The organism is Rathayibacter sp. AY1H3, assembly GCF_002932015.1.
Genome location: NZ_PSUU01000005.1, coordinates 81,655 through 103,413, shown reverse-complemented (window position 1 = coordinate 103,413; position 21,759 = coordinate 81,655). Strand labels below are relative to the sequence as shown.

Genomic DNA, 21,759 nt, shown 5'->3' with positions numbered 1-21,759 from the left:
GGGGTGCCGCTGACCACGATGAGGTCGTGGTTCGAGACGACGGTCTGCTCGGTCGCGTAGGTGAAGGGCTTGCCCGGGCTCTTGACGCCGACGACGGTCACGCGGTGCTTGCGGCGCACGCCCGACTCCGTGAGCGTCAGCCCCCGGATCGGCTTGGGCGGGTACATCTTCGCGAGCACGAAGTCGTCGTCGAACTCGATGAAGTCGAGCATGCGGCCCGAGACCAGGTGCGCGACGCGCTCGCCCGCCTCCGCCTCGGGGTAGATCACGTGGTTCGCGCCGATCCGCTCGAGGATCTTGCCGTGCGAGCGCGAGATCGCCTTCGCCCAGATCTGCGGGATCTTGAGGTCGACGAGGTTCGCGGTGATCAGCACGGACGCCTCGATGGAGGAGCCGACCGCGACGACGGCGACCTGGAAGTCCTGCGCGCCGATCTGCGCGAGGGCGTCGAGCGAGCGGGCGTCGGCCTGCACCGCGTGGGTGACCCGCTCCGACCACTTCTGCACGAGACCGGCGTCGGCGTCGATGGCGAGGACCTCGCGGTCGAGGCGGTCGAGCTGGCCGGCCGTGGCGGCTCCGAAGCGCCCGAGGCCGATCACCAGCACCGGGGCGTCGTACCTGATGCGGTCAACCAACGATGGGCCTCTCTTCCGGTCGTCTGAACAACTGCCTCCGCTGGCTCGCGGCGAGCGCGGCGGCGAGAGTCACGGTACCAACGCGGCCCATGAACATCGTCAGCGCCAGGATGTAGACCCCGGACGGCGGCAGCTCCGCGGTGAGCCCCGTCGAGAGCCCGGAGGTCGCGAAGGCCGAGATCACGTCGAAGAGCACGTGGTCGAGCGAGGCCTTGGTGATGTGCAGGATCAGGACGCTCGACACGGCGACCGTCGTCGCGCCCCACAGCACGACCGAGACGGCCAGGCGGAGGACGTCGTTCGGGATCCGGCGGCCGAACGCCTCCATGTCGTTGTTGCCGCGGGCCTCGGCGAAGGCGGCCAGGAACAGGATCGCGAGGGTCGTGACCTTGATCCCGCCGGCCGTGGAGGCCGATCCTCCGCCGATGAACATCAGCATGTCCGTCACGAGCAGGCTCGAGCCGTTGAGGTCGGGGACCGAGATCGTCGAGAAGCCGCCCGACCGCGTCATCGTCGAGAGGAAGAAGGACTGGAAGACGGTGTCTCCCGCATCGAGGCTGCCGAAGGTCCTCGGATTGTCGAACTCGAGCACGATGTAGAGGACGGCCCCGGCGACGAGCAGGATCACGGAGGTGACCAGCGTCAGCTTCACGTGCACCGACCACTTGCGCGGGCGCCGCCAGCCGCGGGAGAAGGCGTAGATGACGGGGAAGCCGATCGAGCCGAGGAAGACGCCGAGCATCAGGATGCCGAGGAACCAGTAGTCGTCCTCGAAGGGGGTGAGTCCCGCGGCGTTCGGGGCGAAGCCGGTGTTCGTGAACGCCATCGCGGAGTAGTAGAAGGAGTGCCAGACGGCTTCGCCGATCGGGATCCCGTCGATCAGCATCCGCGGGAACAGCAGGAGCGCGACGATGATCTCGATCGCGGCGGCGCTGATCGCGACGGTGGCGAGCAGCCCGCCGATCTCGCCCAGGCGCACGGCCTGGCCCTCGGCGACGGGGCCGGAGTGGATCCGCAGAGGGTTCGAGTCGCTGGCGACCATGAGCTTCGCCCGGAGCCCGAGGCGGCGCGAGATCGCCAGGCCCATGATCGAGGCGAGCGTCAGCACTCCCAGAGCGCCGATGTTCACGCCGACGAAGATGATCGAGTGGCCGAACGCCGACCAGTGCGTCGCCATGTCGACCGTCGCGAGGCCGGTCACGCAGATCACCGACATCGCGGTGAAGAAGGCGTCGTGCAGCGGAGTGACGGTGCCCGTGGTGCTCGACACCGGCAGCGAGAACAGCAGGGTGAAGACGAGCACGAGCGCCGAGAAGATGAGGATCGCGAAGCGGGACGGCGAGCGTCCGGCGAAGTCGTCGATGAGGTCGCGGGCCCGCTCGAACCCCGACCAGGGGGAGACGGGCGAGACGCCCACGGGGCTGCGGAACTGCTGCCGAACCACCACGGCGGATCCTCCACTCGATCGCGGCCATGCTACCCGCTCGGTGCCGGGCCCCCGGGGCGCTGACTAGCCTGGGCGCATGGCTGACATCTTCGGGGTGATCGCGGACGGGACCCGCCGGGACATCCTCGCCCTGCTGCTCGAGCAGCGGCGGGACGGCTCGGCCGAGGGCATGAGCGTGTCGCGGATCGTGGCGCGCCTCGAGCTGAGCCAGCCGACCGTCTCGAAGCACCTCAAGGTGCTGCGCGAGACCGGCCTCGTCACGGTGCGCGAGAGCGGACAGCACCGCTTCTACGCGCTCGAGTACGCGCCGCTGGCGGAGGTCGAGGACTGGCTGCTGCCCTTCCTCGCCGAGGACGAGGCGGCCGGCGCCCTGCTCGACGCTCCGACCGCGGCCCGGGCGGAGTCGCTGGGTCGGGCGCTCGCCGAGCGCACCCACCAGGTCAGCACCGTGGTGCAGGACATCCAGCGGGGCGTCAGCGAGGGAGCGACGAAGGTGGCGGAGGCGCTGCGCATCCGCAAGTGAGGGGCGCCGAGGAGCCGGAAACGGTGGAGCCCCGGGTCGTGTAAGCTCGCGGGAGCCAGTTTTTCGTAAGCGGCCGCCCGTCGGGCGGTCGACCCCCTGAACGTTGTGAGGTCTTCGTGGGTTCTGTCATCAAGAAGCGTCGCAAGCGTATGGCGAAGAAGAAGCACCGCAAGCTGCTTCGCAAGACTCGCCACCAGCGTCGCAACAAGAAGTAGGCTCGCGCCTCTTCCCACTCGAGCGTCCGCCCTTCCGGGGTCGGGCGCTCGTCTGCGTTCACGGATCATCCCGGCGGCGCTCGCCGTCTCGGCGCCCGTCGCCGGGGCCGCCGTACACTGACCGCATGGTGGACGTGGAGCTGACGCTCGTGGGCAAGCCGGGCTGTCATCTCTGCGACGACGCGCGGACCGTGGTCGAGCAGGTGGTCGCCGATCTGGGCGGCGAGGCGTCGGTCGCCGTCTCGGAGGTGTCGATCCTCGACGATCCCGAGCTGCACGAGCGCTTCGTCGAGGAGATCCCGGTGGTGCTGATCGACGGGCGCGTGCACACCTTCTGGCGGGTCGATCCCGCGCGGCTCCGGCGGGCCCTCCTCGATCGCGGGTGAGCTTCGACCGGGCCGTCCGGACGGAAGCACGACCGCGACGTCCCTCTGACGGGGGACGGGACGGCTCGCGAAAGCTCGCCTCTCGCCCTTACCCTCGTGAGGGGGGAGTGCGCTCCTCCGTGCGCGGACGCAGATCGTCGCCCGTGGAGGAAGGAACCGCCATGCCGTCATCCCGCCGACTCGCCCTGCCCGCCGCCGCTCTCGCGGCGCTCGTGCTCGGCCTGGCCCTCCCCGGAGCGGCCGTCGCGGCACCCTCCGCCTCGACGGTCTCGACCACGGTCGAGCAGCCGGCCGCGACGACCATCCCCGGCGTGCCGGAGGATCCCGAGCAGCCGGGCGACGGCGGCTCCGACCCCGTTCCCGGCGTCCCCGAGGAGCCGTCCGTTCCCGGAGTGCCCGAGGAGCCGGCAGAACCCGAGCAGCCCGCTCCCGTCGACCCCGCGCCCGTGGACCCCGCGCCGGTCGATCCGGCACCGGTCGACCCCGCGCCCCAGCAGCCGAGCCAGCCCTCCACCGGCGGCGGATCCACCGGCGGCGGATCCACCGGCGGCGGCTCGACCGGCGGCGGCTCGACCGGCGGCGGCTCGACCGGCGGCGGCCAGCAGGGCGGCTCCGGCGGCGGTCAGCCCTCCACCGGCGGCGGATCGTCCTCCGGCGGCTCCGGCTCCGGCGGCGGCACCACCGGCGGAGCGACGTCCGGCGGCACCTCCGGCGGCGGCACCACAACCGGCACCACCACGTCCGGCAGCGCCGGCTCCTCCGGTGCGGGCGCCGTCACTCCGGCGGCGTCGGCCCCCGGACGCACCGAGCTCGGCACCTCGACCGAGGGCGCGAAGCCGGCGGCCGGTGCCGCGACCGCGGACGTCTTCCTCACCCGCGAGCTCGCCGTGCAGCCGGAGGCGCTCACCGTCGAGCTCGCCCGCTTCTACGGCGTCGGCTTCTCGTACACCGGCTTCGCCAGCGGCGAGGCCGTCTCCGCGGTCCTCCGCGACCCGAACGGCACCAAGACCCCGCTGACCCTCGAGGCGGGGAGCGGCACAGCGACCGTGCCGACCGCGCTGATCACCAAGTCGGGCGCCTTCACGGTCGACCTCACGGGCGACCAGGGCTCCGCCGCCAAGGTCGTCTTCCGGCTCGCGCCCTCCACCGGCAACGGCCTCCTGCTCGAGCCGCGCGAGCTCGGCGACGGCAGCACCGAGGCGCCCCGCGGCGCCGTCTGGGGCTTCGACGCCGACGAGGAGGTCGCCGTGGGCGCCTTCGAGACCTCCGGGTCCCGCGCCGACCTGGCCGCCGGCGACGTCGCCGTGCAGTCCGACTCCATCGGCTGGGCCGAGCTGGCGCTGGGCGACGCGGTCATCGCCGACCCCGACCCCTCCGTCTACTGCGTCGTCGCCTTCGGCCGCGAGTCGCACCGCACGGCAGCTGTGACCGTCTCCTACCGTGACAGCGACACCACGGCCGCACCGTGGGAGGCGCAGCAGGTCTGCGGCACCGCGATCAGCGCCGCGCGCACCGCCTTCCTCAGCACGGCCGCCTCGGCGGGACCGGCCGGCATCACACCGACCACCGCGCTGATGATCGGCGGCGGCGCGGTCGCCGCGTCGCTCGTCGCCTGCGCGGCCGTCCTGGTCGTGATGCGCCGCCGGCGCATGAACACGGACCTCTTCATCGGCGGACCGCTGCCGCGCACGCAGAGCGACTGACGCGTCCCGAGGACGAGCGAAGGCCCGCGGGACGCGATCCCGCGGGCCTTCCCTCGTCCTCTCCCGGCGCTCAGCCGGCCGCGGTGAAGCGGAGGAGGATCGTCCGTGCCTCCGGCCGCAGCTGGAAGTCGGGCCACACGTCCGGACCGCACGCGCGGGAGCCGAGGCCGTGCTGGGCGGCGTCGATCACGAGGACCGCGCGCTCCGACTCCGGCAGCTCGTGCGGGTGCGCGGCGGCCGTGATCTCCTGCGGCGTGTGCCGCGCCAGGGTGAAGCCGGGAAGGCGCCCGTGCAGGTCGCGCGCGGCTTCGATGCGGAGCCGGGGCGAGCCCGCCTCCGTCAGCGTCAGCTCGCGCACGCTGCTGCGGTGACCGCTCTCCTGCGGGCGGGCGTACGGAGTCGTCAGCCGGTCCATCTCCGCCGTGAAGCGCCCCACCCGCGCGGCCCGGAGGCTGTCGGGGTAGGACTCGAGCGGGCCGGTGCCGAACCACTCCGCGCCGTCGATCGACGCGGACAGGTCGATCCGGATGCCCAGCCGCGGCCAGACGGAGTCCCAGCCCCGGGTCGGCACGAGGTCGACGCGGAGGACCGTGCTCTCCCCGTCGACGCTCCAGCGCTCCTCCATCAGGAGTCCCGCGTCGAGGTCCGCGGCCGAGAAGCGGGTCACGCGGCGGAGCCCGGCGGAGGCGTCCACCTCCTGCACGCGGCCGACCAGGCGGTCGAGTCCGGCCTCGCGCCAGCGGGCGGCGGAGGAGGGGGCCGGCAGCCCGCGGCCGTCGCCGTCGTACGGGTCGCCGGTGACGTAGCCGGGGAAGCCCGCGCCCTCGTCGTTGTCGGTCGGGGCGCGCCAGAGCTCGGCGCGCGGTCCGTCGACGGGCAGGCCGGCGAGGGAGGCGAGCCGGCCGTCGCGGAACCGCGCGACTCCGAGCGCGCCGCCCTCGAGGGGCGGAGCCGAGCGGACGGCGCGGGTCCACGCGGGCACCGCCGACGGCGCGGCGAGGAGGTGCTGACCGGTGGAGAGCACGTGGCCCTCCTCCGCCCAGGCGGTCGGGGCGTCGAGGACCGCGTCGACGGTGAGCCAGGTCTCGCCGCCGGGGCGCACCTCGAGCGGGGGGAGCTCCACGTGCACGGCGTCGCCGGCCGCGATGACCGGGGCGTCGAGCACTCCCTCCGCGGTGACCCGCCCGTCCCGCTCGACCCGCCACGCGAAGCGCAGATCGGCGGTGGAGGCGTCGTGCCGGCGGTTCTCGATGACGACGCCGTCGCCGCGGACCGTGAGGCGCACCGGAGCGACGATCTGCTTCCACTCGAACAGGCCCGGGCTGGGCGTGCCGTCGGAGAGCACCATGCCGTCCATCACGAAGTTGCCGTCGTGCACCACCTCGCCGAAGTCGCCGCCGTACGCGTAGTACTCGACGCCCTCCGGCGTGCGCGCCCGCAGGCCGTGGTCGCGCCACTCCCAGACGAAGCCGCCGTGCAGCCGCGGGAAGCGGTCGACGAGGTCCTCGTACTGGTCGATCGCTCCCGGGCCGTTGCCCATCGCGTGCACGTACTCGCAGAGCAGGAAGGGCTTGGAGCGCTGCCGAGCGGACTCGCCGGGGGAGCAGCCGAGGAGCGGAGTGAGCGAGCCGTCGGTGCCGATCCGCTCGGTCTCGGGGATCGAGGAGTACATCCGCGAGTACACGTCGGTGTACGCGCCGGTGTAGTCGCCCTCGTAGTGGACGGGGCGCTCGGGGTCGCGGCCGTGCACCCAGGCGGACATCGCGGCGAGGTTCGCGCCGGTGCCCGCCTCGTTGCCGAGGGACCAGAGCACGATGCTCGGGTGGTTCTTGTCGCGCTCGACGGTCCGCTCGATGCGGTCGAGGTAGGCCTCGCGCCAGGCGGGGTCGTCGCTGGGGTTGCCCGCCCAGCCGACCCGCTCGAAGCCGTGGGTCTCGAGATCGCACTCGAGGACCACCCAGAAGCCGAGCTCGTCGGCGAGATCGAGCAGACGGGGATGCGGCGGGTAGTGGCTGGTGCGGATGGCGTTCACGTTGAAGCGCTTCATCATCGCGAGGTCCTCGCGGGCGGAGTCCTCGTCGAACGCTCGACCGCGGTCGGGGTGCGTCTCGTGGCGGTTGACGCCGTGGAAGACGACGCGCTCGCCGTTGACCAGGAAGCGGTCGCCGCGGATCTCGACCGTGCGGAAGCCGAGCCGCAGCGAGACCGTCTCACCGGCGGAGGCGAGCGTCGCGTCGTAGAGGCGCGGAGCCTCCGCCGACCACGGCTCGACCTCGGGGACCTCGATCGCGGCGATCTCCTCCGCCGAGGCCCAGACCGTCTCGATCCCGAGCCCGGGCACGCGCAGCGTCAGCGGGAACGCGTCGGCCGCGGCGGTCACCTCCGCCTCGATCCGGCCCGCGCCGCCGGCGAAGGAGGAGCGCAGCCACACGTCCTCGATCCCGCCGACGGGGCGCGCGAGCAGGTGCACCGAGCGGAAGATACCCGGCAGCCACCACTGGTCCTGGTCCTCCACGTAGCTCGAGGCCGACCACTGGTGCACGCGGACCACGACGAGGTTCTCGCCCGGGCGGACGACGCCGGTGACGTCGAACTCCTGCGCGAGCCGGCTGCCGGAGCCGATGCCGATCTCGACGCCGTTGACCCAGACGCGGTACCGCGACTCGACCCCGTCGAAGCGCAGGACGACCGCCTCGGCGGAGTCCCACTCCTCCGGGACCACGACAGTGCGGCGGTAGTCGCCCGTCGGGTTCGCGTCCGGAACGAACGGCGGCTCGGTCGGGAACGGGAACTGCACGTTCGTGTAGGCCGGCAGTCCGTAGCGCCCGTCGCCCTGCAGCACCCAGTGCGAGGGCACCGGCATCAGGTCCCAGCCGGAGTCGTCGAACGACTCGTCCCCGACGGCGTCCACGCCCTCGCCCTCCGGCAGCACGCCGGCGCCGCCCGGGGTCCCCGGAGCGGCGGGGAGCAGGCGGAAGCGCCACTCCCCGTCCAGCGGGAGCGCCGGGGCGTCGGTGTGCAGCCATGAGCGGGGGGCCCGGCGGCGGCCGGAGCCCGGTCCGGTGTCCGTCAGGTAGTGGGAGGTCGTCGGGGGAGTCGTCACTTCACGGAGCCTTCCGTCAGGCCGCCGCGCCAGAAGCGCTGCAGCACGATCATGGCGATGGCGAGCGGGATGATCGACAGCAGGACGCCGCCGGTCGTGAGCTCGTAGAACTCGGGCAGGCGGTCGACCTGTCCGAGCCAGTTGTTCAGTCCCAGTGTGATCGGGAACAGGTTCGTGTCCGAGAGCATCACCAGGGGCAGGAAGTAGTTGTTCCAGATCCCGACCAGCTGGAAGAGGAACACGGTGACCAGCGCGGGAGTCAGGATGCGCAGCCCGAGCGTGTGGAAGATCCGCAGCTCCCCGGCGCCGTCGATGCGCGCCGCCTCGATGATCGCGGTGTCCACGGTCGCCTGAGCGTAGATCCGGCAGAGGAACAGCCCGAACGGCGAGACGAGCGAGGGGATCAGCACGCTCCAGTAGGTGTTCGCGATGCCCATCTGGCTGAAGAGCAGGAACAGCGGCAGAGCGGTCGCGGTGCCCGGCACCAGGACGCCCGCGAGGATCGTCCCGAACACGAGCCTGCTGCCGCGGAACTCGTACTTGGCCAGCGCGTAGCCGCCCGCCGCGGCGAGGTAGGTCGCGAGCAGGGCGCCCACTCCGGCGTAGAGGACGGAGTTGAGGAACCAGCGGACGAAGATGCCGTCGCCGTAGGTCAGCACCTGCGTCAGGTTGTCCCAGAGCGCGAACGTCGGGGCGAACCAGAAGCCGTAGGTGGCGAAGAGGTCCTCGGTCGTCTTGGTCGCCGCGACGACGACCCAGTAGACGGGGATGAGGAAGTAGACCGCCACGACGACGAGGATCGCGGTGACGATGATGGTCGAGGCGCGGTTGCGGCCGGCCGAGCGGTCGGGCCCGCGTCCGGCCTTCACGGGGCGGTCGGCGGTGACGACTCCGGTGGTCGTGGTCGGCGGGGTCTCGGTGCGGCTCATGACGACCTCCTGTTCGAGATCGAGAGGAACGTGAAGGAGAGCAGGAACGCGACCAGCGCGATCAGGACGGCCTGGGCGGCGGCGACGTTGTAGTCGTTGTAGGCGAAGGCCGTGGTGTACGCGCTGAGGTTCGGCGTGTACTGGCTGTCGATCGCCGGAGCGACCGTCTTCAGCACCTGCGCCTCGGCGAACAGCTGGAGCGTTCCGATGATCGAGAAGATCGTCGTCAGCACCAGCGCGGGGCGGATGAGCGGCAGCTGGATGCTGCGGGCGACGCGCCAGGTGGAGGCGCCGTCGACCTTCGCCGCCTCGTAGAGCTCGACCGGGATCGCCTTGAGCTGGGCGACGATGATCAGCATGTTGTAGCCGGTGTAGCTCCAGAGCGAGATGTTCGCGATCGACCAGAGCACCGTGTCCGCACCGAGGAAGTCGGGCTGGAGCCCGACCACGTTCGCCGCGTCGATGAGCGGGCTGAGGCCGGGCACGTAGAGGAACGACCACAGGATCGTCGCGATCACTCCGGGCACTCCGTAGGGGAGGAAGTAGGCCGCCCGGAAGAAGCCGGGGAACTTCGCCGACGCCGACTCGAGCATCAGCGCGAGGACGGTGCAGAGCGCGATCATCACCGGCACCTGGACGATGCCGAAGAGGAACATCCGCCCGATGGAGGCGATGAAGTTGCCGTCGGCGAGGGCCTGCGCGTAGTTGTCGAAGCCCGCGAACCCGCTGGTGACCCCGGCCTCGCCGAAGAGGCCGGAGCGCGTCACCTTCGTGAAGCTGGAGCCGACGGCGACGACGATCGGGACGATGAACGTGAGGACGAACAGGGCCAGGAAGGGTCCGAGGAGGATCCATGGTGCGCGGGCGACCGCGCGGCTGCGCCGGGGCGCGCCCGGCGTCCGCGTGGTGGCCGCGACCGCGGCGTCGGCGGGGGAGGTCGTGGTGGTCATGCGGAGGCCCTCCTGATGCTCAGGCCCTTGTTCTCGAAGACCGTGATGATCTGCTGCTCCGCCTCGGCGACCGCGTCCACGAGCGAGAGCCCCGACGCCTTCTTCCGGAAGCCGTCGCTGAGGATGTTGAAGGACTGCTGCGTGACGGGCCACCAGGACCAGTCCGGGTTCTGCTCCTTCGATGCGGGCACGAGGACGTCCTCGTTGTAGTTCTGCCCGCTGAAGAAGTCGCTCGGACCCTTGCGGGCCGTGCCGATCTCGCCGACCGCGGGAGACCAGCCGATGCCGCTGTTGGCGATCATCGCGTCGATGCCCTCCTGCGTGGTGGTCATCCAGACGGCGAACTCGATCGCCTCCTCCGGGTGCTTGCTGCTCGAGAACACCGCCGCGGTCGATCCGCCGAGGAAGCTCGAGCCGAAGCCGGTGTCGCCCCAGACCGGCATGGGAGCAGCGCGCCACTTGCCCGCGCCTCCGCTGACCCCCTCGATCAGGGCGTCGCCCCAGCTGCCGGTGGCGCAGGAGGCGATCCCGCCCTTCGCCGCGGCCGCGAACCACGCGGGGGAGTAGGCGCCGTAGCCGGTCTGCACCAGGTCCTGGTCGATGGCCGTGTCGAAGAAGGAGGCGACGCGCGTCGTGGCGTCGTCGGTCATGTCGATGACCCAGCCGTCCTCCTCCGGGCGCAGCCACTGCGCACCGGCCTGCGTCGCGAACGCGGCGAAGACCGAGGCGTCGGCGAGGGGGAAGCAGTCGATGTAGGAGCCGGCTCCGCGCAGCTCCGTCGCCACCGCTGCCCAGTCGTCCCAGGTCGTCGGCGGCTCCGCACCCACCTTCCCGAACACCTCGGGCTGGTAGAAGAGCGCCATCGGGCCGCTGTCCTGCGGGATGCCGTAGACGCCGCCGGTGTAGCTGACCTGGCCCCAGAGCGTGGGGTCGTACAGGTCGCGGTACTGCTCGACGCCGTACCGGGTGAGGTCGACGAGGCCGTTGACGAGCATGAACTCGGGGACGGAGCGGATCTCGACCTGGCCGAGGTCCGGCCCGCCGCCCGCGGCGAGGGCCGAGTAGAGCTTCTGGTACCCGCCCGCGTTGCCGCCGGGGATCCAGACGGCCTCGACCTGGATCTCGGGGTGCGAGGCGTTCCAGACGTCGCAGACCTTCTGCAGGTCCTTCAGCCAGCCCCAGTACTGCAGGCGGACCGGGCCGGTGGCCGGCGCGATCGTCGGCGCCGTGTTGACCGAGACGGTGCCCGGTGTCGCGCAGGCCGTCAGGCTCCCGAGTGCCGCGGTGCCGAGACCGGCGGCGATGAGCTGTCTCCGGGTGAACGGATGCATCTTCCCTCACTTCGTCGTGGTGGAGAGCCGGGGAGTCTCACCCGGCGATGATCGGGACGCTACCACGAATTCGAGTAGGTACTCGAAATTGGCGGCACTGCTCCTCCGCCGCCGCTACGCTGGCCGTTCGAGGGGCACGGCGAGGCGCCTCCAGTGCTGAGGAGGGGTCGATGGCGGAGGCGACGAGGCGACGCGGCCCGTACGCGAAATCGGCCGAGCGCCGCCGCGCCATCATCGAGGCCGCCCACCAGGTCTTCGCCGCGCGGGGCTACGCCCGCGGCTCCCTCCAGGAGGTCGCCGACCGCGTCGGGCTCAGCCAGACGAGCCTCCTGCACTACTTCCCGTCGAAGACCGACCTGCTCTTCGCGGTCCTCGAGCACCGCGACCTGATCACGGGCGACGGTTCCTCGCCGCCGGACCCGGAGGAGGGGCTGGTCGCCGGCATCCTGCGGCAGACCCGCTACAACGAGACGGCGCCCGGAGTGATCGAGCTGTACGCCGTGCTCTGCGGCGAGTCGACGACGCAGGAGCACCCGGGGCGCGACTTCTTCGCCGCGCGGTTCCGCCGCCTCCGCAGCGAGTACGCGGCCGAGCTGCGCGAGCTCCAGGCCGCCGGGCGCTTGCGCGAGGGGTCCGATCCGGAGCGGGTGGCGGCGTCGATCATCGCGCTCTGGGACGGCGTGCAGCTGCAGTGGCTGCTCGAGCGCGACGCGGTGGACATGGTGGCGTGCCTGGCCGACTACCTCGACCTCGTGGTGCTGCCGGTTCCCTAGCGGCTGGCGCGAGGGAGCCCCGGCGCATCGAGGGGGACCCGCCGTCCGCGGCGGTCTCGATGGTCCGGGGTTCCCGCGACCGGGATCCGCGCCTAGGGCAGCAGGCGGGTCGGGCCGCGGAACAGGTAGGTGACCTCGCGGAGGTTCGCCTGGTTCAGCATCAGCATGATCACGCGCGAGAGCCCCATGCCGAAGCCGCCGTGCGGCGGGACGCCGTAGCGGAAGAAGTCGAGGTAGAACTCGAGCTCCTCCGGGTCCAGGCCCTTCTCGCGGGCCTGCTCGACGAGGACGTCGACGCGGTGCTCGCGCTGGGCTCCGGTCGAGATCTCGACGCCGTTGTAGATGAGGTCGTAGCTGTTGGTGATCGTCCCGTCGCCCTCGCGGCGCATGTGGTAGAACGGCCGGATGCTCGACGCGTAGTCGGTGAGGAACACGAAGTCGTGCCCGAACTCCTCCTGCACGTAGGCCGCGATGCGGCGCTCGCCCTCGGGGTCCATGTCGTCGTCGGCCCGGGGCACCTCGTAGCCGCGCTCGGCGACGATGCGCTTGGCCTCGGCGAGCGGGATGCGCGGGAACGGCGTGGTCGGGACGGTCAGGTCGATGTCGAAGAGCGCCTTGACCTCGGCGCCGTGCTTCTCGACGACGGCGGTGAGGCCGGCGACCATCAGCTGCTCGTGCAGCTCCATGACGTCCTCGTGCGAGTCGATCCAGGAGACCTCGGCGTCGACGCTCGTGAACTCGGTCGCGTGACGCGAGGTGAAGCTGGGGTCGGCGCGGAAGGCGGGGCCGACCTCGAAGACCTTGCCGAAGCCGGCGGGCTGCGCCATCTGCTTGAAGAACTGGGGGCTCTGCGCCAGGTAGGCCTTCGTCTCGAAGTACTCGACCTCGAAGAGCTCGGCCCGCGACTCCGAGGCGCTCGCCATGAGCTTCGGGGTGTGGATCTCGATGAAGTCGTGCTCGATCCAGTACGTGCGCAGCGCGTGCTCGAACGTGGTCTGCACACGGGCGATGAGGTTCTGCTCGGGACGGCGCAGGTCGAGGAAGCGCCAGTCCATGCGCTTGTCGATGCCGGAGTCGGGCGCGATCGGCGCCTCCGGGATCGACGCGGCGACGACCTCGAGCGTCTCGAGCTTGACCTCGATGCCGCCGAGCTTCACGCGCTCGTCGTGCTTGAGCGCGCCGATGACGGTGATGAAGGAGCCCTGGGCGAGGCCGGAGATCTCCTCGGTGATCGCGAGGCGCGCAGCCGACGCGTCGTCGCCCTCGACGGCCTCGCGCACGGCCGGGTTCACCAGCTGCACGGCACCGGACTCGTCGCGCAGGACGACGAACTGCACCTTCTTCTGGTCGCGCACGGTCTCGACCCAGCCGGACACGCGGACGGGTCCGTCCTCGAGCGCGGCGAGCTTCTTGACAGTGGTTCGGGGGAGGCGGGTCTCGTCGGTCACGGTAGGGGAGTCTACTCGGGGGCCGCCGGGCGGCGACGGGTAGCGTCGGAGCATGAGCACCGCACTGATCACCGGCGCGTCCTCCGGCATCGGCCTCGCGTTCGCCCGGGCGTTCGCGCGCCGCGGCTGGAGCCTCGTCCTCGTCGCCCGCAGCGAGCAGCGCCTCCAGGAGGCGGCGCCCGGACTGCGCGGCCTCGGCGCCGCGGCGGTCGAGGTCCTGCCCGCCGACCTCGGCGACCGCGAGCAGGTCGAGCAGGTGCGAGCGCGGCTCGTCGATCCTGCCCGGCCCGTCCGCGTCCTCGTCAACAACGCCGGCTTCGGGATCGACGGGACCTTCGCCGAGCCGGACGTCGCCGCTCAGGACCACGCCTTCGAGGTGATGGTGCGCTCGGTCGCCGTGCTCTCGGGTGCGGCGGCGGAGGCGATGACCACCCGCGGCCGCGGCGCGATCCTCACGGTGTCGAGCGTCGCGGGCTTCGTGCACCTCGGCCCCTACTCCGCGGTGAAGGCGTGGGCGACCGCCTTCGCGCAGTCGCTGGCCGTCGAGCTGCGCGGCACCGGCGTCCGCTCGGCCGCGCTCTGCCCGGGCTGGGTGCGCACCGAGTTCCACGAGCGGGCGGCGATGGACACCTCCTCCATCCCCTCCTTCCTCTGGCTCGATGCGGACGCGGTGGTGGAGGAGTTCCTCCGCGACGTCGCGCGCGGCTCCGTCGTCTCGGTGCCGTCGCTGCGCTTCGGGGTCCCGATGGCCGTGGTGCGGCACCTGCCCGGACCGCTCGTGCGGCGGCTGTCGGCGGCGGTCTCGGCGCGCCGCTGAGGCTCTGCTCAGGTCCGGCTCAGGCGACCCTTTCCCGGCGTTCCCCCACGCCGCGTTCCGTACACTTGACGCTCGTGGTTGCCGATCAGATCCATCTCGTGCGGCACGGCGAGGTGTTCAACCCCGACCGGGTCCTCTACGGACGACTCCCGAACTTCCGGCTCTCGGATCTGGGCCACCGCATGGCCCGCTCCGCCGCCGACGACCTGCTCGAGCGCCGGCGCCACGTCACGGCGCTGATCGCGTCGCCGCTCCAGCGCACGCAGGAGTCCGCGCAGCCGATCTCGCAGGCGTTCGAGCTCGAGATCCGCACCGATGAGCGGGTGATCGAGCCGAGCAACCGCTTCGAGGGGAAGTCCCTCGCCGCGCGCAGCTCCACCTTGCGGAACCCCAAGCACTGGCCCTGGCTCCGCAACCCCTTCGAGCCCAGCTGGGGCGAGCCGTACCTCTCCATCTCGGCGCGGATGTACGCGGCGATCGAGTCGGCGTGGCAAAGCACCGAGGAGGGCGACGCCGCGATCGTCAGCCACCAGCTCCCCATCTGGACGGTCCACCGCGCCCTCGCCGGAGAGCGCCTCTTCCACGATCCGCGCAAGCGCCGCTGCGCCCTCTCGAGCATCACGACCCTCGAGCGGCGCGGGGACGGCTTCGTCGAGGTCGGCTACTCCGACCCGGCCGCCGGCCTGCAGGGCCTGGCCACCGACGTGGGAGCGGTCTGATGCGCCGGACGGGGCGGCTCCGCGCAGCGGGCGTCCTCGCGCTGGCCGCCGCGCTCGCGCTGACGGGCTGCTCCGAGGATCCGCTCGCCGACCAGTACCGCAACGGGAGCAACAAGGGCTACATCTCGGGGGACGGCACCGTCACCGAGATCGCCGCCGCCGACCGGGACGACCCCATCGTCTTCTCCGGCACCGACGAGACCGGCGCCACCATCGACTCCGCCGACCTCGCCGGGCAGGTCGTCGTCGTCAACTTCTGGTACGCCAGCTGCGCCCCGTGCCGCGCCGAGGCCGCTGACCTCGAGACGGTGAACACGGAGTTCGCCGACAAGGGCGTGTCGTTCGTCGGCGTCAACGTGCGCGACCAGGCCCCCACCGCGGCCGCCTTCGCCGAGACCTTCGGGCTCGGCTACCCCTCCATCGTCGACACCGACTCGTCGGTGCAGCTCGCCTTCACCGGCACCGTCCCGCCGAACGCCGTGCCCACGACGCTCGTCCTCGACAGGGAGGGGCGCGTCGCGTCGCGCATCCTCGGCCAGCTCCAGGAGGCGTCGATCCTCTCGACCCTCGTGGGCGACACGCTCGCCGAGGAGGAGTAGCGGCGTGGGCGACATCGTCGTCAGCGGTCAGCTCCTGCTGGCCGTGCCGATCGCGCTCCTGGCCGGGCTCGTGTCCTTCGCGTCGCCCTGCGTGCTCCCGCTGGTGCCCGGCTACCTCGCCTACGTCGGCGGATTCACCGACGCCGACGAGCGGGCGGCCCGCGGACGCCGCCGGGTCGTGCTGGGGGTCCTCCTCTTCGTGCTCGGATTCTCGCTGGTGTTCGTCCTCTACGGGGCGGCGGCGGGCACGGTCGGCTTCTGGCTGCGCCAGTACACCGACCTGATCACCCGCGTCCTCGGGCTCGTCGTGATCGCGATGGGGCTCGTCTTCATCGGCCAGTTCTCGTTCCTCCAGCGCACGCTCCGGCCCGGGATCCGTCCCGCCACCGGGCTGATCGGAGCGCCGCTGCTCGGCATCGTCTTCGGCGTCGGCTGGACGCCCTGCCTCGGCCCGACGCTGAGCTCGATCCTCGCCCTCAGCTACGGCGTGGGCTCGCCCTGGCGCGGCGCCCTCCTCGCCCTGGTCTACTGCCTCGGCCTCGGCATCCCCTTCCTCCTCGTCGCCTTCGGCTTCAGCTGGGTGACCAGCACGCTCGCCTTCGTGAAGCGCCACATCCGCGTGGTCAACATCCTCGGCGGCGCCGCCCTCGTCCTGATCGGAGTCCTGATGGTCACGGGCATCTGGAACACCCTCGTCTACGGATCCCTCTCGGCGGTGATCGATGGCTTCCAGCCGGCGATCTGAGCCCGAGGAGAGCACGCGCCGCCCCGACGAGGCCGCGCAGCGGAGGACGGACGCCTCCTTCCGCCCCGCCGACCACTACGACTCCGACGGCACCGTCACGCAGCCGGCGCTCGGGTTCACCGGCTGGCTCCGCTGGATGTGGCGCCAGCTCACCAGCATGCGCACGGCGCTGTTCCTCCTGCTGCTGCTGGCGATCGCGGCGGTCCCCGGATCGCTCGTGCCGCAGCGCTCCTCCGACCCCAACGGCGTGACCCAGTACTTCGTCGACAACCCCGACCTCGCGCCCCTTCTCGACAGGGTGCAGGCGTTCGACACCTACACCTCCGCCTGGTTCTCGAGCATCTACCTGCTGCTGTTCATCTCCCTGATCGGCTGCATCGTCCCGCGCACGCGTCACCACTTCCAGGCGATGCGATCGCGGCCGCCGCGCACCCCGGCACGCCTGCAGCGCCTCGCCGGCTACACCGTCCGCGAGGTCGAGGGCGCAACGGAGGAGGAGGCCGTCGCCTCCGCCCACTCCGTCCTGCGCCGGGCGGGCTACCGCGTCGAGCGCTACGACGACCCGCGCGGCCGCTGGTCGAGCGTCTCGGCCGAGCGCGGCTACCTCCGCGAGACCGGCAACCTGGTCTTCCACTCCGCCCTGGTCGGCATCCTCGTCGCCGTCGGAGTGGGGGGCGGGTTCGGCTACAGCGGGCAGCGCGTGCTGGTCGAGGGCTCCCAGGGGTTCGCGAACAACCTCGCGGCCTACGACTCCTTCAACCCCGGCCGCTTCTTCGACAGCAGCCAGCTCGACCCGTACCAGCTGACCCTCGACAGCCTCGACGTGAAGTACGAGGAGCAGAACCAGTCGGCGCTCGGCCAGCCCGTCGACTTCACCGCGAACGTCACGACCTCCGAGCGCGGCGGGGGCACCGAGGACCGCACGATCAAGGTCAACGACCCGCTGGCGATCGGCGGCACGAACGTCTACCTCCTCGGCAACGGCTACGCCCCGACGATCACGGTCCGCGACCCCTCCGGCCGGGCGATCTTCACCGACTCGGTGCCTTTCCTCCCGCAGGACGCGAACCTGACCTCCGTCGGCGTCGTCAAGGTGCCGGACGGGCTCTCCGAGCAGCTGGGCCTCACCGGCTTCTTCTACCCGACGCAGGACACCCTGGCCTCCGGGGCCTCGACCTCGATCTTCCCCGACCTGCAGTACCCCGTGCTCTCGCTGAACGTCTTCTCGGGCGACCTCGGCCTCGACGGGGGAGTGCCCACGTCCGTCTACGTGCTCAACACCGACTCGCTGACCCGGCTCACCGGCGGCACCACCGGCGTCGCGCCGATCACCCTCAAGCCCGGCGACACGGCCGAGCTCCCGAACGGGCTCGGCAGCGTGACCTTCGACAACACGGGTGCCGACCCCACGCGGATCGGCACCGACAGCGTCAAGCGCTTCGCCTCGTTCGACATCCACCACGACGCGACCCAGGGCTGGGTGCTGCTCTTCGCGATCCTCGTGCTCGCCGGACTCCTCACCTCGCTGTTCGTTCCGCGGCGCCGCGTATGGGTGAAGGCGACCGCTCAGGACGACGGCGGCCTGCTCCTCGAGTACGCGGGACTCGCCCGCGGCGAGGACCCGCAGCTGGTGCGCGCCGTTCGGACGATCGCCGACCGGCACGCCCCGCTCGACTGACCCGGCTCCCGGACGCCCCTCCACAGCCGTCGCCCGGCTGGGCAGGGGCCGAGTCTGTGCAAGCGCGAAGGGGCGGGCGGGGCGGCGAGCGATTACCCTGAGGAGGTGATCGCGACCCTCTCGCAGTACTCGGTGCTGTGCCTCTCCTCCGCCATGGGCATCTACGCCATGGCGTTCGTCTTCTTCGCGATCGACCTCGCCCGCCGCGCCTCCCTGGCCGACGGCGAGTCGATCGAGGTCGTGCAGGAGGCGGAGCGCGTCGCCTCCGCGGCCGCCGCCGACCGCGCGGCCAGCGGCAAGGCCACCGTCGCCGCCGCAGGCTCCGGACGCACCGCGACGCTCTCCCGCATCGGCAGCCGCGTCGAGGACGAGGTCTACCGCGCCCCCGCCCGCTCGAAGACCATGCGCATCGGGTTCTCGCTCACGCTCCTCGGCTTCGTGCTCCACCTCGCCGCGACCGTCCTCCGCGGCGTCGCCGCCGGCCGCGTCCCCTGGGCGAACATGTACGAGTTCTCGATGACCGGGACGCTCATCATCATCGGCGTCTTCCTCGCCGTCCAGCTGCGCTGGGACCTCCGCTTCCTCGGAGCGTTCATCACCGGCCTCGTCCTGGTGCTCCTCGGCATCGCGACCGTCAACTACTACGTCGCCGTCGTCCCGCTCCCGCCGGCACTCCAGTCCTACTGGCTGGTCATCCACGTGCTCGTCGCGATCCTCGGCACCGCGTTCTTCGCCCTCGGCTTCGCGCTCTCGGTCACCCAACTCCTCCAGGCCCGCCGCGAATCCTCCGGCGACAGCCCCCGCTCGGTCCTCCGCTTCCTGCGCACCCTGCCCAGCTCCCTCACCCTCGAGAACCTCGCCTACCGCGTCACGATCCTCGGCTTCATCCTCTGGACCTTCACGCTCATCGCCGGCGCCGTCTGGGCCGAGAAGGCCTGGGGCCGCTACTGGGGCTGGGACACCAAGGAGGTCTGGACCTTCATCATCTGGACCATCTACGCCGGCTACATCCACGCCCGCGCCACCCGCGGCTGGCGCGGCACCCCCTCCGCCTGGCTCGCCATCGTCGGCTTCGCCGCCGTCATGTTCAACTTCGGCGTCGTCAACGTGTTCTTCAAGGGACTCCATGCCTACTCCGGCCTCGACACCGGCATGTAATCGGGTCGGCGGGGCCTGGTGGGGCCCCTCGCGGCGTTGTCGGCGACGAACGTAGCTCCGCTACGCCCGACCCCTCCGCCTTGCGATCGACCCCACCAGGCCCCGCCGACCGCCCACCAGGACGCGCACTGGGGACGGCTCCGCTTCGCGTTCGCCGCGGGGGAGTGCTCCGCTTCGCGGTCGCGGTGGTGGGTGGACTCCGCTTCGCGGTCGGGTCAGCGTGGGCTCCGCGGTCGCCGAGGTGGGTGGGCTCCGCTTCGCGATCGCCGTGGGGGTGCGGTCGCCGTGGGGGAGCGCTCCGCTGCGCGGTCGGGTTCTGGGGAGCTGCGCTTCGCGGGAGGACGGGGGGACGGCGGTCGACGGGACATGCTGATCGAGTAGTGAGCAGCGCGAGTATCGAGATCCCCTGACACGAACGCTCGGAGCGAGCCTGTCGAGTTCCCGCGTACGGAAGCGCCGGGTCGGTGCGTGCTGATCGAGGAACGGGCGTGTCGCGGCCGGGGGCACGGACGGGCTTCGGGTGGCCCCGCGCGGGTCAGACGGCGGTGACGATGTCGATGAGGTGGGGGGCGAAAGGGGCGTCGAGGGCGAGGACGATGCGGGTGCGGGCGTCGGAGGGATGGACGCCGCGGTAGATGCCGCGGAGGTCGGCGACGGTCTGGCCGCGGCCGGGGCCGTGGGTGGCGTCGACAGTGACGTGGACGCGCGGGGCGGAGGTGAGGGCGACGGCGTCGACGGCGATCGCGGCGGCCATGGGGTCGTGCATCGCAGCGGTGCGCTCGCCGAAGTGGCCGACGTAGAAGTCGAAGTAGAAGTCGAGCGCCTGCCCGATGGCCTGCGCGAGGGGATCGGGCGACGCGAGCAGGACGGCGCGATCCTCCTCCGACAGCAGGTGCCGCATGGTCACGTCCAGGGGCACGAGCGTGAGATCCCAGTCGGCCGCGACGACCTCGGCGGCGGCCGCAGGGTCGTGCCAGATGTTGGCCTCCGCCACGGCGGTCACGTTGCCGGGGACCAGCGCGGCTCCGCCCATCACGGTCACCGAGTGGACGAGGGACGCGATCTCCGGGTGTGCACGGAGGGCGAGCGCGAGATTCGTCAGCGGGCCGATCGCGACCAGCCGCAGCTCGCCCTCGTGCTCACGAGCGAGACGGAGGAGGAGGTCGGCCGGATCCTCGTCGACCGGCTCGCCGCCCTCGGGCAGCGCGACCCCGCCGATGCCGTCGTCGCCGTGCACGTGCGGAGATCCGCCGGCGTAGTCCTCCTCGAGGAAGTGGTGCGCCCCCACGGCGACCGGCACGTCGTCGCGGCCTGCCAGCGCGAGCAGGCCGAGGCTGTTGACGGCGGCCCGGCGGGCGTCGGTGTTGCCGCTGACCGTGCTGATCCCGACGAGGCGGGCCCGGGGCGAGCGGAGGAGGTACGCCAGGGCGAGCGAGTCGTCGATGCCGGTGTCGCAGTCGAGGAAGACGGGGACGGTCGATGCGCTCACGGTGCTCCGATGCTCGAGGGTGGGGGATGCGTCGGGCACCGGCGGCCGACGCTCCCATTCTGCCGCTCCTCGGACGCGGCGCCCGCCGCCGACGATCAGAGCAGCGCGTAGGAGTCGCGGAGCCGCGCCCGCCACCAGGCGAGCCGCTCCGGCGACACGGCGTGACGGGAGAGGAGCTCCTCCGAGACCTCCACGCGGCCGACGGGGATGCTGCCGTCGACCGGCCGCAGCGGCCGCTCCGTGACGTCCGCGGCGAGGAGGGACGCGGTGCCGAGTCCGCAGTCGAAGGGCAGCTCGGGGAGCGCCGCGGCCAGGGCGGCGCCCATGGCGAGTCCGACCGAGCTGTCGATCGCGCTCGAGACCACCGCCGGCAGCCCCGCCTCGGCGACGAGCGCCAGCGCCCGGCGCGTCCCGCCGAGCGGCTGGGCCTTCACGACCAGCAGGTCCGCGGCTCCGGACCGGGCGACGGCGAGCGGATCGGCGGCCTTGCGGACGCTCTCGTCGGCGGCGATCGGGATGCCCATGTACTTCACCCGGTAGCGCAGCTCCGCCAGCTCGTCGACGCTCGCGCACGGCTGCTCGACGTACTCGAGGTCGGACTCCGCGAGGGCGTGGACGGCGTGCTCGGCCTCGTCGAGGTTCCAGCCGCCGTTCGCGTCCACGCGGATCCGGCCCTCCGGACCGAGCAGGCGGCGGACCTCGACGACCCGGGCCACGTCGTCGGCCAGCGTCTGGCCGCGCTCGGCGACCTTCACCTTCGCCGTGCGGCAGCCGTGGTAGCTCGCGAGCACGGCGGCGACCTCGTGCGGTGCGACGGCCGGGATGGTCGCGTTCACCGGGATGCGGTCGCGCAGCGGTGCCGGCTGCTCGCTCCAGCCGTAGTCGATCGCCGCCCGGAGCCACGCCGCCGACTCCTCTGCGCCGTACTCGAGGAAGGGCGAGAACTCGGTCCAGCCCTCGGGGCCGCGCACGAGCGCGATCTCGCGGTGGTCCACACCGCGGAAGCGGGTGCGCAGCGGCAGAGCGACGACGCGGAGTCCCGCGTCGATCTCGCCGAGGGAGGGGAGCGGGGAGGCGGGCACGACGTCGTCCATCCGGCCATTGTCCACCG

At 72.0% G+C, this 21,759-nt stretch carries 20 protein-coding genes; 11 read left to right on the top strand and 9 right to left on the bottom strand.

Annotation, left to right across the window (positions count from 1 at the left end):
* A partial coding sequence (locus C5C33_RS03995; RefSeq protein WP_104260475.1) for a TrkA family potassium uptake protein occupies positions 1-635 on the bottom strand: 635 nt, incomplete at its 3' end.
* Positions 628-1,998, bottom strand: coding sequence for a TrkH family potassium uptake protein (locus C5C33_RS03990; RefSeq protein WP_244229642.1), 1,371 nt, complete (start codon positions 1,996-1,998; stop codon positions 628-630). The genes C5C33_RS03995 and C5C33_RS03990, both read right to left, overlap by 8 nt.
* Positions 1,999-2,158: 160 nt before the next feature.
* On the opposite strand from C5C33_RS03990, the gene C5C33_RS03985 reads away from it, so the two are divergent.
* The 4 genes from C5C33_RS03985 to C5C33_RS18370 all read left to right on the top strand — a co-directional run bounded on the left by C5C33_RS03985 (position 2,159) and on the right by C5C33_RS18370 (position 4,909).
* On the top strand, positions 2,159-2,605 hold the full coding sequence (locus C5C33_RS03985) for a helix-turn-helix transcriptional regulator (RefSeq protein ID WP_104224854.1): 447 nt from the start codon (positions 2,159-2,161) through the stop codon (positions 2,603-2,605).
* Positions 2,606-2,721: 116 nt separating this feature from the next.
* Positions 2,722-2,820 (top strand): 30S ribosomal protein bS22, encoded by a 99-nt coding sequence (locus C5C33_RS03980; protein WP_003792170.1) that lies wholly within the window; start codon positions 2,722-2,724, stop codon positions 2,818-2,820.
* Between the two features lie 125 nt (positions 2,821-2,945).
* Positions 2,946-3,206, top strand: a complete 261-nt coding sequence (locus C5C33_RS03975; RefSeq protein ID WP_104224855.1) for a glutaredoxin family protein — start codon at positions 2,946-2,948, stop codon at positions 3,204-3,206.
* A 161-nt stretch (positions 3,207-3,367) separates the two neighbouring features.
* On the top strand, positions 3,368-4,909 hold the full coding sequence (locus C5C33_RS18370) for a hypothetical protein (RefSeq protein ID WP_181136184.1): 1,542 nt from the start codon (positions 3,368-3,370) through the stop codon (positions 4,907-4,909).
* A gap of 70 nt (positions 4,910-4,979) precedes the next feature.
* On the opposite strand, the gene C5C33_RS03960 is transcribed toward C5C33_RS18370, so the two are convergent.
* The 4 genes from C5C33_RS03960 to C5C33_RS03945 are packed head-to-tail and all read right to left on the bottom strand — an operon-like array spanning position 4,980 to position 11,222.
* On the bottom strand, positions 4,980-8,012 hold the full coding sequence (locus C5C33_RS03960; protein ID WP_219814936.1) for a glycoside hydrolase family 2 TIM barrel-domain containing protein: 3,033 nt from the start codon (positions 8,010-8,012) through the stop codon (positions 4,980-4,982).
* On the bottom strand, positions 8,009-8,941 hold the full coding sequence (locus tag C5C33_RS03955; protein ID WP_104225919.1) for a carbohydrate ABC transporter permease: 933 nt from the start codon (positions 8,939-8,941) through the stop codon (positions 8,009-8,011). The genes C5C33_RS03960 and C5C33_RS03955 overlap by 4 nt, the downstream gene beginning before the upstream one ends.
* A complete protein-coding gene (locus C5C33_RS03950; protein WP_104224858.1) occupies positions 8,938-9,891 on the bottom strand; it encodes a carbohydrate ABC transporter permease in 954 nt (317 codons plus the stop codon). The genes C5C33_RS03955 and C5C33_RS03950 overlap by 4 nt, the downstream gene beginning before the upstream one ends.
* Positions 9,888-11,222: an ABC transporter substrate-binding protein gene (locus C5C33_RS03945; protein WP_104224859.1), complete on the bottom strand. Its 1,335-nt coding sequence runs from the start codon at positions 11,220-11,222 to the stop codon at positions 9,888-9,890. Before C5C33_RS03945 ends, C5C33_RS03950 begins: the two co-directional genes overlap by 4 nt.
* Before the next feature lie 170 nt (positions 11,223-11,392).
* Here C5C33_RS03945 and C5C33_RS03940 point away from each other — a divergent pair, with 170 nt between their 5' ends.
* Complete coding sequence (locus C5C33_RS03940) at positions 11,393-11,995, top strand: TetR/AcrR family transcriptional regulator (RefSeq protein WP_258059340.1); 603 nt, start codon at positions 11,393-11,395, stop codon at positions 11,993-11,995.
* A 92-nt stretch (positions 11,996-12,087) separates the two neighbouring features.
* Here the strand turns inward: C5C33_RS03940 and aspS are convergent, their stop codons facing one another.
* Complete coding sequence (aspS, locus tag C5C33_RS03935) at positions 12,088-13,443, bottom strand: aspartate--tRNA(Asn) ligase (protein ID WP_258069172.1); 1,356 nt, start codon at positions 13,441-13,443, stop codon at positions 12,088-12,090.
* A 52-nt stretch (positions 13,444-13,495) separates the two neighbouring features.
* On the opposite strand from aspS, the gene C5C33_RS03930 reads away from it, so the two are divergent.
* The 6 genes from C5C33_RS03930 to ccsB all read left to right on the top strand — a co-directional run bounded on the left by C5C33_RS03930 (position 13,496) and on the right by ccsB (position 19,159).
* The gene (locus tag C5C33_RS03930; protein WP_104260468.1) at positions 13,496-14,260 is read left to right on the top strand and encodes an SDR family oxidoreductase; all 765 of its coding nucleotides are present in this window, start codon (positions 13,496-13,498) and stop codon (positions 14,258-14,260) included.
* 74 nt (positions 14,261-14,334) lie between these two features.
* On the top strand, positions 14,335-14,979 hold the full coding sequence (locus C5C33_RS03925) for a histidine phosphatase family protein (RefSeq protein WP_104260467.1): 645 nt from the start codon (positions 14,335-14,337) through the stop codon (positions 14,977-14,979).
* A complete protein-coding gene (locus C5C33_RS03920; RefSeq protein WP_104224865.1) occupies positions 14,979-15,578 on the top strand; it encodes a TlpA disulfide reductase family protein in 600 nt (199 codons plus the stop codon). Before C5C33_RS03925 ends, C5C33_RS03920 begins: the two co-directional genes overlap by 1 nt.
* 4 nt (positions 15,579-15,582) lie before the next feature.
* Positions 15,583-16,323, top strand: coding sequence for a cytochrome c biogenesis CcdA family protein (locus tag C5C33_RS03915; protein ID WP_244230512.1), 741 nt, complete (start codon positions 15,583-15,585; stop codon positions 16,321-16,323).
* A complete protein-coding gene (locus C5C33_RS03910) occupies positions 16,301-18,001 on the top strand; it encodes a cytochrome c biogenesis protein ResB (RefSeq protein WP_104260466.1) in 1,701 nt (566 codons plus the stop codon). Before C5C33_RS03915 ends, C5C33_RS03910 begins: the two co-directional genes overlap by 23 nt.
* 153 nt (positions 18,002-18,154) lie before the next feature.
* Positions 18,155-19,159, top strand: a complete 1,005-nt coding sequence (gene ccsB / locus C5C33_RS03905; RefSeq protein ID WP_104249832.1) for a c-type cytochrome biogenesis protein CcsB — start codon at positions 18,155-18,157, stop codon at positions 19,157-19,159.
* A 535-nt stretch (positions 19,160-19,694) separates the two neighbouring features.
* On the opposite strand, the gene C5C33_RS03900 is transcribed toward ccsB, so the two are convergent.
* Together C5C33_RS03900 and C5C33_RS03895 are read right to left on the bottom strand one after the other, a co-directional pair.
* A complete protein-coding gene (locus tag C5C33_RS03900) occupies positions 19,695-20,648 on the bottom strand; it encodes a nucleoside hydrolase (RefSeq protein ID WP_104260472.1) in 954 nt (317 codons plus the stop codon).
* A 95-nt stretch (positions 20,649-20,743) separates the two neighbouring features.
* Positions 20,744-21,742 (bottom strand): o-succinylbenzoate synthase, encoded by a 999-nt coding sequence (locus C5C33_RS03895; RefSeq protein WP_104260465.1) that lies wholly within the window; start codon positions 21,740-21,742, stop codon positions 20,744-20,746.
* Between the last annotated feature and the right edge of the window lie 17 nt (positions 21,743-21,759).

Bases quoted from the DNA above. Each gene is read 5' to 3' on its own strand.
- C5C33_RS03975 (WP_104224855.1), top strand. From the start codon at position 2,946: ATGGTGGACGTGGAGCTGACGCTCGTGGGCAAGCCGGGCTGTCATCTC.
- C5C33_RS03910 (WP_104260466.1), top strand. From the start codon at position 16,301: ATGGCTTCCAGCCGGCGATCTGAGCCCGAGGAGAGCACGCGCCGCCCC.
- C5C33_RS03920 (WP_104224865.1), top strand. From the start codon at position 14,979: ATGCGCCGGACGGGGCGGCTCCGCGCAGCGGGCGTCCTCGCGCTGGCC.
- C5C33_RS03950 (WP_104224858.1), bottom strand. From the start codon at position 9,891: ATGACCACCACGACCTCCCCCGCCGACGCCGCGGTCGCGGCCACCACG.
- C5C33_RS03930 (WP_104260468.1), top strand. From the start codon at position 13,496: ATGAGCACCGCACTGATCACCGGCGCGTCCTCCGGCATCGGCCTCGCG.
- C5C33_RS03985 (WP_104224854.1), top strand. From the start codon at position 2,159: ATGGCTGACATCTTCGGGGTGATCGCGGACGGGACCCGCCGGGACATC.
- C5C33_RS03895 (WP_104260465.1), bottom strand. From the start codon at position 21,742: ATGGACGACGTCGTGCCCGCCTCCCCGCTCCCCTCCCTCGGCGAGATC.
- C5C33_RS03945 (WP_104224859.1), bottom strand. From the start codon at position 11,222: ATGCATCCGTTCACCCGGAGACAGCTCATCGCCGCCGGTCTCGGCACC.
- C5C33_RS18370 (WP_181136184.1), top strand. From the start codon at position 3,368: ATGCCGTCATCCCGCCGACTCGCCCTGCCCGCCGCCGCTCTCGCGGCG.
- C5C33_RS03940 (WP_258059340.1), top strand. From the start codon at position 11,393: ATGGCGGAGGCGACGAGGCGACGCGGCCCGTACGCGAAATCGGCCGAG.
- ccsB (WP_104249832.1), top strand. From the start codon at position 18,155: ATGGGCATCTACGCCATGGCGTTCGTCTTCTTCGCGATCGACCTCGCC.
- C5C33_RS03955 (WP_104225919.1), bottom strand. From the start codon at position 8,941: ATGAGCCGCACCGAGACCCCGCCGACCACGACCACCGGAGTCGTCACC.